General features: G+C 70.8%; 11 protein-coding genes, 2 tRNA genes and 1 pseudogene. 5 read left to right on the top strand and 9 right to left on the bottom strand.

Annotation, left to right across the window (positions count from 1 at the left end; all coding sequences use genetic code 11):
- Window positions 1-37 precede the first annotated feature (37 nt).
- On the top strand, window positions 38-982 hold the full coding sequence (gene sigJ / locus ACZ7L9_RS09635; protein ID WP_471413985.1) for an RNA polymerase sigma factor SigJ: 945 nt from the start codon (window positions 38-40) through the stop codon (window positions 980-982).
- Window positions 983-1076: 94 nt separating this feature from the next.
- Entirely contained in the window at window positions 1077-2273 is a 1197-nt protein-coding gene (locus ACZ7L9_RS09630; RefSeq protein ID WP_471413983.1) for an NAD(P)/FAD-dependent oxidoreductase, read from the top strand.
- Between the two features lie 410 nt (window positions 2274-2683).
- On the opposite strand, the gene ACZ7L9_RS09625 is transcribed toward ACZ7L9_RS09630, so the two are convergent.
- Both ACZ7L9_RS09625 and ACZ7L9_RS09620 read right to left on the bottom strand, forming a co-directional pair.
- Window positions 2684-3712 (bottom strand): YVTN family beta-propeller repeat protein, encoded by a 1029-nt coding sequence (locus ACZ7L9_RS09625; RefSeq protein ID WP_471413982.1) that lies wholly within the window; start codon window positions 3710-3712, stop codon window positions 2684-2686.
- A 559-nt stretch (window positions 3713-4271) separates the two neighbouring features.
- Complete coding sequence (locus ACZ7L9_RS09620; RefSeq protein ID WP_471413980.1) at window positions 4272-5636, bottom strand: beta-propeller fold lactonase family protein; 1365 nt, start codon at window positions 5634-5636, stop codon at window positions 4272-4274.
- Window positions 5637-5966: 330 nt separating this feature from the next.
- Between ACZ7L9_RS09620 and ACZ7L9_RS09615 the strand changes: the two are divergent.
- A pseudogene (locus ACZ7L9_RS09615) lies at window positions 5967-6224 on the top strand (site-specific integrase); the annotation flags it as partial.
- A gap of 171 nt (window positions 6225-6395) precedes the next feature.
- Here the strand turns inward: ACZ7L9_RS09615 and ACZ7L9_RS09610 are convergent.
- Window positions 6396-6468, bottom strand: a tRNA-Arg gene (locus ACZ7L9_RS09610).
- Between the two features lie 207 nt (window positions 6469-6675).
- A tRNA-Ser gene (locus ACZ7L9_RS09605) sits at window positions 6676-6766 on the bottom strand.
- A 200-nt stretch (window positions 6767-6966) separates the two neighbouring features.
- Here ACZ7L9_RS09605 and ACZ7L9_RS09600 point away from each other — a divergent pair.
- Window positions 6967-7413 carry an SSI family serine proteinase inhibitor gene (locus ACZ7L9_RS09600; RefSeq protein ID WP_471413978.1) on the top strand — a complete coding sequence of 149 codons (447 nt, stop codon included), beginning with the start codon at window positions 6967-6969 and terminating at the stop codon, window positions 7411-7413.
- A gap of 181 nt (window positions 7414-7594) precedes the next feature.
- Window positions 7595-11614 (top strand): response regulator, encoded by a 4020-nt coding sequence (locus tag ACZ7L9_RS09595; RefSeq protein ID WP_471413977.1) that lies wholly within the window; start codon window positions 7595-7597, stop codon window positions 11612-11614.
- 95 nt (window positions 11615-11709) lie between these two features.
- On the opposite strand, the gene ACZ7L9_RS09590 is transcribed toward ACZ7L9_RS09595, so the two are convergent.
- The 5 genes from ACZ7L9_RS09590 to ACZ7L9_RS09570 form a co-directional block, all read right to left on the bottom strand.
- Window positions 11710-13359, bottom strand: coding sequence for a long-chain fatty acid--CoA ligase (locus ACZ7L9_RS09590; protein ID WP_471413975.1), 1650 nt, complete (start codon window positions 13357-13359; stop codon window positions 11710-11712).
- Window positions 13360-13503: 144 nt separating this feature from the next.
- The gene (locus ACZ7L9_RS09585; protein ID WP_471413974.1) at window positions 13504-14157 is read right to left on the bottom strand and encodes a SigE family RNA polymerase sigma factor; all 654 of its coding nucleotides are present in this window, start codon (window positions 14155-14157) and stop codon (window positions 13504-13506) included.
- 142 nt (window positions 14158-14299) lie between these two features.
- On the bottom strand, window positions 14300-15466 hold the full coding sequence (locus ACZ7L9_RS09580) for a lipid-transfer protein (protein ID WP_471413973.1): 1167 nt from the start codon (window positions 15464-15466) through the stop codon (window positions 14300-14302).
- Window positions 15463-15882, bottom strand: a complete 420-nt coding sequence (locus ACZ7L9_RS09575; protein WP_471413971.1) for a MaoC family dehydratase — start codon at window positions 15880-15882, stop codon at window positions 15463-15465. The genes ACZ7L9_RS09580 and ACZ7L9_RS09575 overlap by 4 nt, the downstream gene beginning before the upstream one ends.
- Window positions 15879-16958: an acyl-CoA dehydrogenase family protein gene (locus ACZ7L9_RS09570; protein WP_471413970.1), complete on the bottom strand. Its 1080-nt coding sequence runs from the start codon at window positions 16956-16958 to the stop codon at window positions 15879-15881. Before ACZ7L9_RS09570 ends, ACZ7L9_RS09575 begins: the two co-directional genes overlap by 4 nt.
- Window position 16959: the final 1 nt, after the last annotated feature.

Raw genomic sequence — 16959 nt, 5'->3', positions numbered from 1 at the left:
GGGCCCGTCGCGCGCCGTGAGAGCTAGGATCCGGGCCATGGCTCTGACCGTGAACCACATGGACCGGTTCGAGGCCTCCATGCCCCGCCTGAAGGCCATCGCCTACCGCCTCCTCGGCTCCGCGAGCGATGCCGAGGACGCCGTGCAGGACACGTTCCTGCGCTGGCAGGCCGCCGACATCGACCGCATCGAGGTCCCCGAGGCCTGGCTGACGAAGGCCCTCACCAACCTGTGCCTCAACCAGCTCACCTCGGCCCGTGCCCGGCGCGAGACCTACGTGGGCCAATGGCTGCCCGAGCCGCTGCTCGCCGGGGACCCGATGCTCGGCCCGGCCGACACCGCCGAGCAGCGCGAATCGGTCTCGTACGCGGTCCTCACCCTCATGGAACGCCTCTCCCCCAACGAGCGGGTGGTGTATGTGCTGCGGGAGGCCTTCGACTACCCGCACCGGAAGATCGCGGAGATCCTCGACATCACCGAGGCCGCCAGCCAGCAGATCTTCCACCGCGCCAAGAAGCACATCGCGGACGGCAAGGCCCGCACCGAGATCGACGAGGCCGCCGCCCGGCGGATCATCGAGGGGTTCCTCGCGGCCGCCACCAGCGGCCGGACCGAGCCGCTCGTGCGGCTGCTCACCGAAGACGCCATCTCGATCGGCGACGGCGGCGGAAAGGTCCCCGCCCGTGCCAAGGCGTTCGAGGGCGCCCTCGCGGTCGCGAAGTTCATGCGGGGCCTGTTCAAACCCGGCAAGGCCAAGCGCGCCATCGCCGGCGGCTCCCCCGAGGTCTACGCCACGACCGCCAACGGCGCCCCCGCCGTCGTGGCGGTCCTCGACGGCCGGGTCATCGGCATCATGTGCCTGGAGGTCACCGCCGAGGGCATCGCAGCGTTCCGTAACCAGGTCAACCCCGACAAGCTCGAACGCGCGACCCAGCGGTGGGCGGCCACCGACCACGGGGAGCCTCTGCTCCACGCCTTCTGACTCCCGATGTGAGGTGCTTCACACCGCGTTCCTGTCAGTAAACGGCGGGCTGCCCGGTTCAAGTGGCGAACCCGCGCGAGACAGGAGCCAGGATATGCAGCACCGCATCATCGTCATCGGAGCCGGATACACCGGAGCCATCGCCGCCGGGCGCCTCGCCAAGCGGCTGCGCCGCGAGGACGTCGCCATCACCCTCGTCAACGCCGAGCCCGACTTCGTCGAGCGCGTCCGGATGCACCAGTTGGCGGTCGGCCAGGACCTCGAACCCCGGCCCTTCAGCGAGATGTTCGCAGGCACCGGCGTCGAACTGAAGCTCGCGAAGGTCACCGGCGTCGACGTCGACCGCCAGACCGTCGCCGTCATCGACGCGAACGGCGCCGAGGAGCTGGGGTACGACAGCCTCGTGTACGCCCTCGGCAGCGGCTGGAACAGCCAAGGCGTCCCCGGCACCGCCGAGCACGCCCACGAGATCGCCGGCCGCCCCGGAGCGCTCCGGCTGCGCGAGCGCCTGGCCGGCCTGGACGCCGGACAGCCCGTGGTCGTCGTCGGCGGCGGCCTCACAGGCCTGGAGGCCGCGACCGAGATCGCCGAGTCCCGCCCGGACCTCGACGTCGCCCTCGCCGCCCGCGGCGGGCTCGGCGACTGGCTCTCGCCCAGGGGCCGCCGCCACCTGCGGAAGGTCTTCGACAGGCTCGGCATCACCGTGCACGAGCACACCGCCGTCACCGGCGTGGAGGCCGACCGCGTCGCCACTGCCGACGGCAGGTCCGTCCCGGCCGCGGTCACCGTGTGGACCACCGGCTTCGCGGTCCACCCGATCGCGAAGGCCACCTCTCTGGAGGTCACCGGCACAGGCCGGATCGTGGTCGACGGGACCATGCGCTCGGTCTCGCACCCGGACGTGTACGCCATCGGCGACGCGGCCATGGTGATGGGCCCCGGCGACAAGCCGCTGCGGATGTCGTGCGCCTCGGGCACCCCCACCGCGTGGCAGGCCGCCGACGCCATCGCGGCACGCCTGACCGGCGGGAAGCTCCCGAACGCGCCGCTCCGCTACTTCAACCAGTGCATCTCACTGGGCCGCAAGGAAGGCGTGATCCAGTACGTCACCGCCGACGACCGCGCCGTCCGGGCGGCCCTGACCGGACGGCTCGCCGCCGTCTACAAGGAGCTGGTCTGCAAAGGCGCGGCCTGGGGCGTCGCCAACCCGACGCTCGGGATGCCGGCCCGGCGCCGCCGCGTCGTGCAGGAGCGGGCCCGGGCGGGCTCTGCCGTCAAGGCGTCGGCCTGATCCGGCCGGGCCTCTGCGCACATGGACGACAACTCGGGCCCCGGCCCGAACAGGTGGGTGAAGCCGCGCAGGTCTGCCGCCCCGGCCACGTGGCCGCCGGAACCCGCGAAGGATCACCGCGGATTCCGGCTCGCCGACTCGAACTGGGCGCTCGCCCCGACCGCCCGGCCTCGGCGCACTTTTGCTCCACGGCCCGTCAAGACTGCCGCCGGCACAGAAGCCAGGGGCCCTCAGGATTTCTCCTGAGGGCCCCTGACCTGCTGTGCACTCGGCAGGATTCGAACCTGCAACCTTCTGGTCCGTAGGATCGGGCAGGCCGTTGTGCGAAGGCCCGGTCCTCGCTCGCGCCGCCCTCGGGCGGCGTTGCTTCCAGGACGGTGCTCCACGATCGCGCGAACGGGGCTGCGGGACTATCCCACGGAGCCCTGGGATTGCTGGATTGCCACGCCGTGCGGGCTGCTGCCGACGGTGATGGTGGCGGTGACCCGGTCGGTTCGGGCGTTGATCACCGAGACCGTGCCGTCACCGGAGTTGGCGACGTAGACGTGGCGGCTGTCCGGGGTGATCGCGACGCCGAGCGGCTGAGTGCCGACGGTGACGGTGTCGGTGACGGTGTTGGTGCGGGTGTTGATCACTGAGACAGTGCCATTGCCGAAGTTGGCTACGTAGAGCCGATGACCCTGCCGGGCAACGGCCAGTCCTTGGGGAACGGGGCCGACGGTGATGGAGTTGGTCACGGTGTTGGTACGAGTGTCGATCACCGACACGGTGCCCGAGCCTTGGTTGGCGACGTAGACGTGGCGTTTGTCCCAGGACGCTGCCACACCGACCGGGAAGAGGCCGACGGCGACGCCGGCGGTCACGGTGTTGGTGCGGGTGCTGATCACCGACACGGTGCCGGTGGAGAAGTCGGAGACGTACACCCGACGGTTGTCCGGTGTCACCGAGAGGCCGATCGGATGGTCGCCGACGGCGATGGTGGCGGTGACGGTATTGGTGCGGGTGCTGATGACCGACACGTCCCCTGAACCGAAGTCGGCGACGTAGACGTGTTCGCCGTCCAGTGAGGCCGCCACCCCGCGCGGATTGGCGCCGACGGTGATGGTGGCGCTGACGGTGTCGGTGCGTGCGTCGATGACTGACACTGTGTTCGTGCTGTTGTTGGCGGCATAAACGGTCTTGCCGTTCGGGGTGACCGCTACGCCATCGGGGCCGGGGCCCGTACCGACGGTGTGGACAACCGTGTTGGCGCAGGTATTGATCACGGATACGTTGTCCGAGTCGGTGTTGGCCACGTAGGCCTTCACGCAGTGCTGTCCGCCGGCCGCTGCCTGGGAAGCCATGCCCGCCGAGCCCACCAGCCAGCCCACCAGCAGCAAGGCGAGCCCGACGAAGCGGGCTTGGAATCGTCTGGGACCCGAAGCCGCACGTTGACGCATCTCAACCTCCGTTCGAACCGGCTCCCCTCGTTCCCCCGACGCTGGCGAGCAGCGACGTCCTGCCAAGTCACGGAGGCGCCGAAGACAAGTGACCGAATTGTTGGGGAGTTCATCACGCCTGATGGCGAACGCCTGAGAGGCACGCCCCGATACCGCATGACGAGGACGGTCAAGTGCAGGCAACTGGAGCAAGGGCGCCTCCTGCTCCGGGCCCGGCTCCCTCGTATCGAGGAGGCCCTGTGGATCACTCCACAGGGCCTCTGGTCTGGTGTGCACTCGGCGGGGTTCGAATCTGCAACCTTCTGATTCGTAGCTCTATGTGGATCGGTCAATGACGGTCATGGCGGTCGCGCCGAGGCCTCCCAGGGACGCTATCGGACGGGGTTGGTTCCTGTGGTTGCTGTACTTCGCTGCTGTACAGCAACCAGCCGTGACCACCGCGCCAGGACCTCGAATTGTGTCGACACGGCCGTTTACTCCCGAAGCAATCCTGGTGCGCGACGGGGGCGCGCGATCGTTGTCACGCAGTCAGACACGCAGGATCTCAAGGGAACTCGCTCTACCAGTGGTCGTGGTGATCGCAGCGCTTGTCGTACTTATGGCGCTTGATCTTGGTGGGGTCGGTGGCGGTGTGGGTGGTGGCGTCGCCGCCTCCGGTGGCCGTGGCAGTGTTGGTCACGCGATCGTGGGCGGCGCAGGAGACGTCAACCTTCAAGGTGATGGGCGGGTAGCTGCTCCCGGCGGGGAGGACATCGCTGCGGGTGCACGTGAGGGTGGACCGGGTGCAGGTCCAGCCCTTGCCGCGGATGCTTTCGGCCCTGAGCCCTGCAGGGAGGATGTCGTGCATGGTGACCGTGGTGCCGTTGGTCGGGCTGGCCCCAGTGGCGTTGCCGACGGTGATGGTGTAGACGCCGTCCCGGCCTTGGGTGAAGTTCCCGGTGTGGCTCTTGGTGATGGTCAAGGAAGGCTGCTTGCTGGCCGGGGTGATCGCGATACCGGCCGGTTGGGTGCCGACGGTGATGGGGCTGCCCACGACCGTGTTGGTGGTGGTGTCGATCACCGACACATTGCTCGAGCTGAAGTTGGTGACGTAGGCGTGCTTGCCGTCCGGAGTGATCGCCACACCGATCGGGTTGGTGCCGACGGTGATGGGGCTGCCCACGACCGTGTTGGTGGTGGTGTCGATCACCGACACATTGTTCGAGCCCAAGTTGGCGACGTAGGCGCGGAGGCCGTCCGGAGTGATCGCCACACCCCTCGGGTTGGTGCCGACAGTGATGGGGCTGCCCACGACCGTGTTGGTGGTGGTGTCGATCACCGACACATTGTTCGAGTTGCTGTTGGTGACGTAGGCGCGGAGGCCGTCCGGAGTGATCGCCACACCTGACGGGTTGGTGCCGACGGTGATGGGGCTGCCCACGACCGTGTTGGTGGTGGTGTCGATCACCGACACCGTGCTGCCTCCGTTGTTGGTGACGTAGGCGCGGAGGCCGTCCGGAGTGATCGCCACACCGAACGGGCTGGAGCCGACGGTGATGGGGCTGCCCACGACCGTGTTGGTGGTGGTGTCGATCACCGACACATTGTTCGAGTTGTCGTTGGTGACGTAGGCGCGGAGGCCGTCCGGAGTGATCGCCACACCGATCGGGGTGGTGCCGACGGTGATGGGGCTGCCCACGACCGTGTTGGTGGTGGTGTCGATCACCGACACATTGTTCGAGCCGCTGTTGGTGACGTAGGCGTGCTTGCCGTCCGGAGTGATCGCGACTCCTTCCGGGCGGGTGCCGACGGTGATGGGGCTGCCCACGACCGTGTTGGTGGCGGTGTCGATCACCGACACATTGTTCGAGCCCAAGTTGGTGACGTAGGCGTTCGGGCCTGGCGCGGCCCAGGCCGGGGACGTGGCCAGGGTCGGCAAGGCCACTCCCGTCAGCATGGCTAGCCCTGCGATGCAGGCGCGCAGCCACGCCCAGGCCCATGGCCGCGGTCGAAGTCCGTCCTTCTTGGGCCCCGGACCGTGGTAGGACCCAGTCTGCTTGCGCTTGCGCCTATTCACCGGCACCTCCACCTCGCTGATCGGAGCGGCCTCCGGCCTACGCCACTGGCGCCGTCGACAGACCGCGGATCACTCACTGTGACCGCGGGTGAGCTTAGTACTCATGGGATGATTGTGACGGTATGACACGTTCCTGCCGGTTCGTCTGGTCGATTGGACGGGGGCGCCGTCTCCGGCTCGGGCCCGAGAGGCCGGTCGGCCTCCCGCGACGCCCTGTGGGCCGCACTGACCCACGCGGTCACGGAAGAGGAGATCGGGAAGAACGTCGCGTCGCCGGTGAAGGTGCCCAAGCCGCGTCGCCGCCGGATCAAGCCGTGGTCCGTCGCTGAGGCCGGCCAGTTCCTCGCGGACGCTGCCGCTCGCGATGACCACCTCTTCGCAGCCTGGGTTCTCGTGCTGACGCCCGGCCTGCGGCGCGGGGAGGTGCTGGGGCCGACGTGGAAGTCCATCGACTTCGCCATGACGATGGAGGTCTACGCCGAAGCGAGTGAGGAAGAGGTGCGCGACGCGATCGGCCGACTGTCCGACGCGATGGGCGGTACCGGCTGACACGGTTGCTGCACTTCGCTGCTGTACGGGCAACGCGAGAGGCCCTCAGGATTTCTCCTGAGGGCCTCTCGCCTGATGTGCACTCGGCAGGATTCGAACCTGCAACCTTCTGATCCGTAGTCAGATGCTCTATCCGTTAAGCTACGAGTGCTTGTGCGTTCCGGGCTTTTCTGCCTGGTCGGCGTTGCGGGAACAACATTACATGACCTGCGCCGTAGCGCGAAATCCTTAAGCCACACCACCTCTGACCTGCGAAAACACCCTGTTTTGGCGGTGCCGGGCGGCGCACGCCGTACGCCGCCCGGGTCCGGATACGACCGAAGCCCCGTGCCAGTGGCACGGGGCTTCGGTGATGGAGCGGAGGCGGAGGGATTTGAACCCTCGATGGGCTTTAAGACCCAAACCGCATTAGCAGTGCGGCGCCATAGACCGGACTAGGCGACGCCTCCAGCACACCTCGCGCGAGCGCGAGTGGTGCGTGCAGATGATGACACAACTGAGCGCCGCGTCACCAACCGCTGCCTACGGTACTAGGCAGGCGGGCACGAGGGCAAAGCGCCTGCGGTTGCGCAACGCCGTGGCGTGCGGAGCGTTAGTGAGGGCGGAGGCTGTTCGCCCCCCGTCGAAGTGCTCGAGCACAGGAGTCCGCATGTTGCGCCGTCTCGCCCTCACCGCCGTCGCGTCCCTCGCCGCGCTGTCCGCCGCCATGCCGGCCGCGACCGCAGCCACCGGGTCCCTGCCGCTGCCGCTGCCGCACGGGGACGATGCCCGCACCCGGCTGACGGTGACCGTCTTGGATTCGGGGGACCTCGCGGCCGACGGCGTCTTCGAGCTGGAGTGCGGACCGACGGGTGGCAGCCACCCGGCGGCGCAGCAGGCCTGCGACCGGCTGGAGGCGCTGGCGGACGAGGGCGCGGCCCCGTTCGCACCGGTGCCCCGGGACGCGATGTGCACGCAGCAATTCGGGGGGCCGGCCACCGCCCGGGTCACCGGGACCTGGCGCGGGCGCAGCATCGACACCGTCTTCGCGCGGAGCAGCGGCTGCGAGATCTCACGCTGGAACAATCTGCGGCCCGTGCTCCCCAACGTCCGATGAGCGGGGGTCTGTACGCCTTTCCGCAGCACCCCGTGCACACAACCTTGGTGAGAGCTCCTCCTCATCCGCCGACCTGCGCCCCTTCGCTGCCTTTAGACTCCTTCCGTGACAGCCTGCGGCCCGAGGGGCAAGATGGGGCCCGCTGTCGGCAAGGTGCGGTAACCAGGGAGGAAGCGTCGTCGTGAGCAGCAGGCCATCCCGAGGCGCTGCTCGCCTCGCAGCCATACTCGATGCACTCCCCGACGGGCTGCTGCTCGTCAACTGCAACGGCACGGTCGTCAACGCCAACACGATCGCCCTCGAAATGTTCGAGACACCGGGCACCGCACTCGTCGGGCGCGGGCTCCTCGATCTGCTGCCGGAGTTCGACTCCAAGCTGATCCCGGGGTCGATGCGCCGCCCCGAGTCCGCCGACGACCGGGGCCGTACGAAGCCGACGCGGATGACCGCACGGCGGACCGACGGCACCGAGTACCCGGTCGAGGTCACCAGCGCCAGCCTTGAGGACGGGCAGGCCGCGTACAACGACTTCCAGAGCACTTACAGCGGCAGCTATACGGGTGACGAGCTGCTGATGCTCGTCGTACGGGACCTGTCGGGCACGGTCGACACCGAGGCCGAACTGGCCCGTTCGCAGCGGCAGACCGAGATGATCCTGCGGGCCGCGGCCGAGGGTGTCGTCGGTACGGACACGGACGGCCGGGTCGTCCTGGTCAACCCCGCCGCCGCGCAGATCCTCGGCTTCCGCGCCAGCGATCTGGGCGGCCAGGAGCTGCATCCGCTGATCCTGCACTCGCGGGCGGAGGGCGAGCCGTTCCCGTACGAGGAGTCGCCGCTCGCCGACACCCTCCGGTCCGGCCGCAAGCACCGGGTTCGCGGGCAGGTGCTGTGGTCCAAGAGCGGTGCGCAGGTGCCGGTCGACCTGACCACCGCGCCGGTCCGGGACGGGGACCAGTTGGTCGGTGCGGTCATGACGTTCACCGACCGCCGCCCGTACGAGGAGCTTCGCGAGCAGCACGGGACCGAGGTCGACGAACTGACCGCGAGCCACACCGCCGAGGTCACCGCCCTGACGGAACGGCACAGCGCGGAACAGGCCGACCGGGCCGAGCGGTACACCGCCGAACTGGAAGCGCAGGCCGAACAGCTGGCCGCGCTGACCGCCCGGCACACCCAGCTCACCGCCGTGCTCGGCGAGTCGCTGCGCGGGCCGCTGGAGGAGCTGCGCGGCGAACTCTCCACGCTCGCCGCCGACCCGGCCGGCCAGCTGTGGCCGGAGGCAAACCAGATCCTGCACCACCTGGCCGCGGGCTACGCCCGGATGACCACGCTCGTCGACAACGTGCTCGGCTACCAGCGCCTGGACGCCGGCTCGGAGGACCTGGTCAAGGCGAACGTGCTGCTCGACTCGGTCGTGACGGCCGGTATCGATGCGGCCGTCGAGCTGATCGGTCCCGGGCGGGCCCAGTTCGCGGTGCACGCCCCGCCGATCGAGGCCGAGGTGGACGCGGCCCGGCTGGTGACCGCGCTCGCCCATCTGGTCGCGGATGTCGCCGGGGTCGACTCGACCGGCAAGGCCCGCGTGGTGCCGGGCGGCGGCTACGTCGACTCGACGGTCGTCGTCGCGGCCGCGCAGCGCGGTGAGGTCGTACGGATCGAGGTGCGCGGACCGTTCGCCGGGGGAGACCCGGTGCACGAGCCGATCGTGCGCGGGATCGTACGGGCACACGGCGGCGTGCTCCAGACGCACGAGGTGCCGGGGATGAGCGGCAGCGCGTACGTACTCGAAGTGCCGCTGGGCAAGGGCTCGGGAACGGTGATGCCACCGGCGCCCGAGCCGGAGGCGGGGTCTGTGCCCGAGCCGGGGGCTGAGCCGGGGGCTGAGCCGATGGCCGGTCAGGGTACGGCGGGAGGTGGACGGCGGCGGGCGCGGCGGGCGTCCACGGACGCGTTCCTGGAGAGCCCTGTGGGTGGTTCCGGGGCGGGAAGCGAGTCCGGTTCCGGTTCCGGGGATACCGCGGCAGCCGAGCCGACGGGGCGGCGCCGGGCGCGTCGTGAACCGGCGGCCCAGGAGACGCAGGACGCGCACGACATGATTCCCGTCCAGCAGGGCGAGGGCTCGGGGCGCAGGCGGGGGCGGCCGAGCCCGGCCGAGACCGGTACTCAGCATGGGCTTCCCGCTCAGCTGCCCGAGCAGGGCCCGCGGCCCGGGGAGTCTGCTGTCGAGCAGCAGGGGGCAGGGACGGGGCAGGCGCTGGCGCTGCCTACGGCCGCCTCCGCGCCGTCCGAAGGGGCGGTGGTGACGGCGGCCGAGGGCGCACAGGGTGGCAGTGGCCGTCCGCAGCGTGGCCGGACCGTGCCGCCGCAAGGTGTTCCGGTTCCGGCCGAGGGGCCGATACCGGTGTCCGCGGGTGGACACCGGGCGCGCCAGGGCGGCGAGAACCAGCTGGCACTGCCGGCTTCCGCTTCTGCCGCCTCCTCCGATTCCGATTCCGCTTCCGCCGCCGCTTCCGAAGGCCTCTCGCAGGTCGGGGACGGGGCTGTGCCCGCACCGGCGCCTCAGCCGACCGGGCGGCGGGCGCGGCGGGCGTTGGCGGCCACGCAGGAGCGGTCCGCCCAGGCCGAGCCGGCCGGGCCCCGTACCGCGTTCGCTCTGCCGCCCGCGGATGCCGACCGGGCCCCGTCCGCGGCCGTCGACGCGGACGCGTCACTGCCCGGACGCCACGACGCCGTACGCATCGCACCGGACGAGGAGCACACCCCGCCCCAGGCGCACCCCGCACCGACCGGGCGGCGCCGGGCGCGTCACGCCGACGCGCCTCAGCAGGCCCCGCAGACCCCGCAGGCCGACGACCGGCCCGACAGCCACCCCGGCGGCGATCCGGAGTGGCCCGCGGCCGGGCACACCACACACACCACCGGCACCACGGCGGTCGCGGGCGCCGCCGACTCCACCGGCGTCGCGGAGAGCCGTCCCCAGAACATCGCGCCCGTACCGGACGCGCGCAGGCAGCCGCTGCCCGCAGAGGCTCCGATGCCCGGCGGCTCGTCGGACTCGACGCAGGGGCGCGCGTTCAGCGTGCGGACGCTCGGGCAGGGCGTCCCCTTCGCCCAGCGCATCGCGCACCAGCAGAACCAGACGCTCGGTGGTGCCGGACGGCGCCGTAAGCTCGCCGCCCCGCCGGAGGGCGAGCGCACCCCGCAGGCCGCACCGCCGCAGACCGTGCCCTCCCCGGCCGCGCCCACCCCGGCCGCGCCCTCCCTGGCCGCTCCGTCCCCGGCCGCTCCGTCCGACGCCGCTCAGGGCCCGAACCCGGGTTCGGGGCAGCTGCTGTCGGCTCCTCCGGAGGCCGAGGGACGCGCGTACGCCATAGGGGCGCCCGACGAGGGCGCCGAGGGGCCGGAGCCACTGGACGGTCCGGGTGGCGCGGTCGAGGTCGCCAACCGTCCGTCGCCGCAGCCGGTCGACGACGAGCTGCCCCCGGAGCCGCTGGACAACCCGCGCCGGCTGCTCGTCTGGCCCGCGCCCGATGTCTCCACCCAGCAGGCGCTGAGCGACCGCGGCTACCGGCCGGTGATCGTGCATTCCCGCGAGGAGGTCGACGCCCAGATCGCGGCGTTCCCCGCCGCGCTCTTCGTCGACCCGCTCACCGGTCCCATCACCCGCAAGGCACTGCAGTCACTGCGTCAGGCCGCCGTGGCGGCCGAGGTCCCGGTGCTGGTGACGGCCGGTCTGGGGCAGGCGTCGCGGGAGGCGGCATACGGTGCGGACCCGGCCGTACTCCTCAAGGCGCTCGCCCCGCGCGACAGCGAACAGCATCCGCCGCGGGTGCTGTTGATCGAGGAGCGCGAGGAGATCGCGCTGGCGCTGGCGGACACGTTGGAGCGGCGCGGCATGCAGGTCGCGCGGGCCTCCACCGACAACGAGGCGGTGACGCTCGCCACTCGGATGCGACCCAACCTGGTGGTGATGGACCTGATGCAGGTACGCCGCCGCCGGGCCGGGATCGTCGACTGGCTGCGCGCCAACGGCCAGTTGAACCGAACCCCGCTGGTCGTCTACACCTCCGCCGACATGACCGGGTCCGAGCTGCCGAAGCTCAGCTCGGGCGAGACCGTGCTCTTCCTGGCCGAGCGTTCCACGAGCGACGAGGTGCAGTCGCGCATCGTCGACCTGCTCGCGAAGATCGGCACGAACTGACCACTGCCCGGCGGACGGCCGGGGGTCACGACGAGGGCGGTACGGGTTCTCCCGTGCCGCCCTCGTCATACAACCCCGTCCGGGCCCGGGCCCGGTCAGAGCCGAGTGATGTCCAGCTCGCCCTCCGCGTACTTCTTGCGGATCACCTTCTTGTCGAACTTGCCGACGCTCGTCTTCGGCACCGCCGGAATGACCGTCCAGCGCTCCGGGAGCTGCCACTTGGCGATGCCGGACTCTTCGAGGAACCCTTTCAGCGCCTCGTAGTCGGCGGTGGCGCCGTCCTTGAGCACGACGGTGGCGAGCGGACGCTCGCCCCACTTCTCGTCCGGGACGGCGACGACCGCCGCCTCGGCCACCTCCGGGTGCGCCATGATGGCGTTCTCCAACGCGACGCTCGAGATCCATTCGCCGCCGGACTTGATGACGTCCTTGGCCCGGTCGGTCAGGGTGAGGAAGCCGTCGTCGCTGATCACACCGACGTCGCCGGTCTTCAGCCAGCCGTCCTCGCTGAACTTGTCCTCGGGGCGCAGGTCCTCGCCGTCCGCGCCCCCGTAGTAGGCCCCGGCGATCCAGGCGCCGCGCACCTCCAGCTCACCGGCCGACTCGTTGTCCCACGGCAGCAGCTCGCCGCCGGGGCCGACCAGGCGCGCCTCGACGCCGGCCGGGAAGCGGCCCTGGGTGACGCGGTAGGGCCGCTCCTCTTCCTCGGTCAGCCCGGCGGGCGGGTTGGCCATGGTGCCGAGCGGCGACGTCTCCGTCATGCCCCAGGCGTGGCAGAGGCGGACGCCGAGCTTGTCGTACGCCTCCATGAGAGACGGCGGGCAGGCGGCGCCGCCGATGGTGACGCGGGCCATGGAGGTGAGGTCGCGCGGGTTGGCGGTGACCTCGGCGAGCAGCCCCTGCCAGATGGTGGGAACGGCCGCGGCGTGGGTCGGCCTCTCGCGCTCGATCATGTCGGCGAGCGGGGCGGGCTGCAGGAACCGGTCCGGCATGAGCATGTTGATGCCGGACATGAACGTCGCGTGCGGCAGCCCCCAGGCGTTCACATGGAACTGGGGGACGACCACCAGCGAGGTGTCCTTGTCGGTCAGCCCCATCGACTCCGCCATGTTGACCTGCATGGAGTGCAGGTAGATGGAGCGGTGGGAGTAGACGACGCCCTTGGGGTCGCCGGTGGTGCCGGAGGTGTAGCACATGGCGGCGGCCTGGCGTTCGTCGAGTTCGGGCCAGTCGTAGCTGGTCGGGCGGCCGGCGATCAGCTCCTCGTACTCATGCACCCGGGCCGCCGCGCCGTCCAGGACGGAACGGTCGCCCGGCCCCGTGACGATCACGTGCTCGATCGACGTCAGATGGGGAAGGAGCGGCGCGAGCAGCGGCAGCAGGGAGCCGTTGACGATGACGACCTTGTCGTCGGCGTGCTCGACGATCCAGATCAGCTGCTCGGCGGGGAGCCGGAGGTTGAGGGTGTGGAGGACGGCGCCCATCGAGGGGATCGCGAGGTACGCCTCGACATGTTCGGCGTTGTTCCACATGAGGGTGCATATCCGCTGATCGCCGTCGACACCGAGCTCGTCGCGCAGCGCGTTCGCCAGCCGGGTGGCCCGCCGGCCTATCTCGGCGAAGCTGCGCCGCTGCGGCTCGGGCTCGCCGGTCCAGGTCGTGACCTGCGACTTCCCGTGAATGGTCATCCCGTGTTGGAGGATGCGGGTGACAGTCAGCGGTACGTCCTGCATGGTGCTCAGCACGGCGTCCTCCCGGTGGGCGCTACGTGGCAGTAGGGTTCCGCTGATTCTGCTCACATACCAAGCGGTATGTCACTAGTCCGGGGAGTACGAATCGGTGTCGTCCGGCAGAACCGGGTCCGCCGGCCGCGCCGTCGTCGCCCGGGGTCAACGGACCGGGGCCAGCTCCGGGTCCTCCCTGAGCTTGCCGAGCGCCCGCGACACCGCGCTCTTCACCGTGCCGACGGACACCCCGAGCACCTCGGCGGTCTGGGCCTCGCTCAGATCCTCGTAGTACCGCAGGACCACCATCGCGCGCTGCCGGTCCGGGAGCTTCAGCACGGCACGCCACATCGCGTCGTGCAGCGTCTGGTGCTCGGCCGGGTCGGGGGTTCCGGGAGCCTCCTGCTCGGGCAGTTCGTCGCAGGCGTACTCGTCGACCTTGCGCTTGCGCCACTGCGAGGTCCGGGTGTTCAGCAGTGCCCGGCGGACATAGCCGTCGAGCGCCCGGTGGTCCTCGATCCGTTCCCAGGCGACATACGTCTTGGTGAGAGCGGTCTGCAGCAGATCCTCGGCATCGCTCGGGTTCGCGGTGAGCGAGCGGGCGGCGCGCAGCAGTACGGGCCCCCGTGCCCTTACGAACGAGGAGAACGACGGATACGGCGCGTGCGGAGCCCGTGAGGCGTACGACGAAGCGCGCGAGGCGAACGGCGCCTGCGCCGCCTGCGCGGCGTGCGCCGCGTGCGCCGCGTGCGAGCCGTGCGGGATGTGTCCGGTGATGGCAGCTCCCCCGGAGGTGCCCGTGCAGACTGGCGTGGTCATGGCTCCACGCTAGGAGCGGGTGCCGCCCCGGGGATCGGCCCCAGGTCCCGAAACGGCGTCCGCCTCAGGGTGTAGGGGTGGGGCCTGCTGGACCTCCTGTAGGTGGATCCGTCGTCTTCAGGGCTCAGGGTCGATCCCCCAGTCAGTCGTCCGCGCCCAGTATCAGCGCCGAGGTGGGTACGCCGGTTCCTGCCGTGACCAGGGTGCGGGCCGCCCCGGACAGCTGGTTCACCGATGAGCCCCGGATCTGCCGGACCGCCTCCGCGATGCCGTTCATCCCGTGCAGATACGCCTCCCCCAACTGGCCGCCGTGCGTGTTCAGGGGCAGCGCGTCGGCCGCGACGAAGTCGGCCGCCTCGCCCGGTGCGCAGAAGCCGAACTCCTCCAACTGCATCAGGACGAACGGTGAGAAGTGGTCGTAGAGGATGCCCACATCGATGTCGGCGGGGGAGAGACCGGAACTGCGCCACAGCTGCCGGGCGACCACCCCCGTCTCCGGCAGCCCGGTCAGACCGTCGCGGTAGAAGCTGGTCATCTGTTCCTGAGCCCGCCCGGCCCCCTGGGCGGCGGCGACGATCACGGCGGGCGGCTGGGGCAGGTCCCGGGCCCGTTCCGCGCTGGTGACGACGATCGCCTGCCCGCCGTCGGTCTCCTGACAGCAGTCGAGCAGCCGCAGGGGTTCGACGATCCACCGCGACGCGGCATGGTCGGCCAGGGTGATCGGCTTCCGGTAGAAGTACGCCGCGGGGTTGCGGGCGGCATGGCGCCGGTCGGTGACCGCGACATGGCCGAAGACCTCCGGCGTCAGGTTGTACGCGTGCAGGTAGCGCTGGGCGGCCATGGCGACCCAGGAGGCCGGCGTGAGCAGCCCGAAGGGGATGTTCCAGCCGAGCGCCGCGCCCTCCGCGGTGGGCTCGCGCTGCTGCACGCCGGAGCCGAATCTGCGCCCGGAACGTTCGTTGAACGCGCGGTAGCAGACCACGACGTCGGCCACTCCGCTCGCCACGGCCATCGCCGCCTGCTGGACGGTGGCGCAGGCCGCCCCGCCGCCGTAGTGGATACGGGAGAAGAACGACAGTTCACCGATGCCGGCCGCCTGCGCGACGGTGATCTCGGGGCTGGTGTCCATGGTGAAGGTGACCAGACCGTCGACATCGGCGGGGGTCAGCCCGGCATCGTCGAGGGCGGCCCGCACCGCCTCGACGGCCAGTTTGAGTTCGCTGCGACCGGAGTCCTTGGAGAACTCGGTCGCCCCGATCCCCACGACCGCCGCTTTGCCGCCGAGTACGTCGGCTCTGCGCAGGCTCATGCCGCCCCCTGGGGAACGCTGCCGGTCGCCCTAGCGGGCACGGTCACGGTCACCGTGCCCGTAACATGCCTGCCCAGACCGTTGGTTCCGACGACCGAGACCTCGGCCGTCCCGTCGTCCCCGATGGCGGTGACCGTGCCGCTCAGGACCATGGTGTCCCCCGGGTAGTTGGGCGCGCCCAGTCTGATGGCGACCTTGCGGAGCACGGCCGACGGGCCGAAGCGGTCGGTGACGTACCGGCCGACCAGGCCGTTGGTCGTCAGGATGTTCATGAAGATGTCCGGGGAGCCCTTCTCCCGGGCGAGTTCCGCGTCGTGGTGCACGTCCTGGTAGTCGCGGGAGGCGAGGGCCCCCGCCACGATCAGGGTGCGGGTCACCGCGATCTCCAGCGGCGCCAGCTTCTCGCCGACCTTCACTCCGGTCCCTCCTTCACCAGTGACTGGCCGAGTTGCTGAAGTACTTCGCTGCCGCATCCCAGATAGGCGTCGAGCTGACGGCCCCAGAGGAAGTGACGGTGTACGGGGTGGTCGAGGTCCGCGCCCGTTCCGCCGTGCAGATGCTGTCCGGCGTGCACGACCCGTTTCCCGGCCTCCGACGCCCACCAGGCGGCGGTCAGCGCCTGCGGTCCGTACGGCAGCGCCGCGTCATGCCGCCAGGCAGCCTCGTACGCGGTGACCCGGATCGCCTCGGTGTCCATATGGGCGTCGGCGGCGCGCAGCAGTACCGCCTGCTTGGTGGAGAGCGGACGCCCGAACTGCTCCCGGGTGTTGGTGTGGGCGACGGCCCGGGCCAGCGAACCGGCGCACACCCCTGCCTGCAGCCCGGCGAACGCGATCCGGCTTGCGGCCAGCACGTGTTCGTACGCCCCGGCGCGCCCGAGCGGCTCGGGCGCGCCGACGGCGTCGGGCGCCCCGTCACCACCGAGCCGCTCCCCGCGCGCCCGGTCCAGGACGAGCCGCGCGGCCGACCACGGTGCCGTGGTCTCGACCGGCTCCGTCGCCACACCCGGATCATCGGTCCGTACGATCCACAGCCCCCGGTCCGAGTCCGCGACGAGGACGAGGGACGCGTCCCGCAGCCACGGCACGTACGGCACGCTGCCGCTCAGCCACCCCTCGCCGTCCGCCCGCGTCCCGCCGCGTGCCGGGAACGCCCCGGTGGCGACGGCCGTGCCGTCCCGCAGCGGAGGCAGCAGCCGGTCCCGCTGCTCGTCGGTGCCGTGCGAGGCGACGGCGAGCAGCCCGTACACACAGCTCGCCGCGAACGGCACCTGCGCCGTCGTCCGGCCCTGCTCCTCCAGCAGGAGCACCAGGCCGAGCAGCCCGATCTCCTCGACCGCCGCGGTCAGTCCGGTCGCGCAGAGTTCCTTCCACAGCTCGGCGTCCGTCCCCGTGCCGGCTCCGGCCAGGCGTTCGTGCGTGGACAGATCCCCGAAGATCCGCGCCGCCAGCCCCTGCGCCGCGGCCTGTTCCTCGGTGGGTACGAAGTCCATG

Source organism: Streptomyces sp. NPDC111516, assembly GCF_055635345.1.
This window is presented reverse-complemented; position numbering and strand designations above follow the sequence as displayed.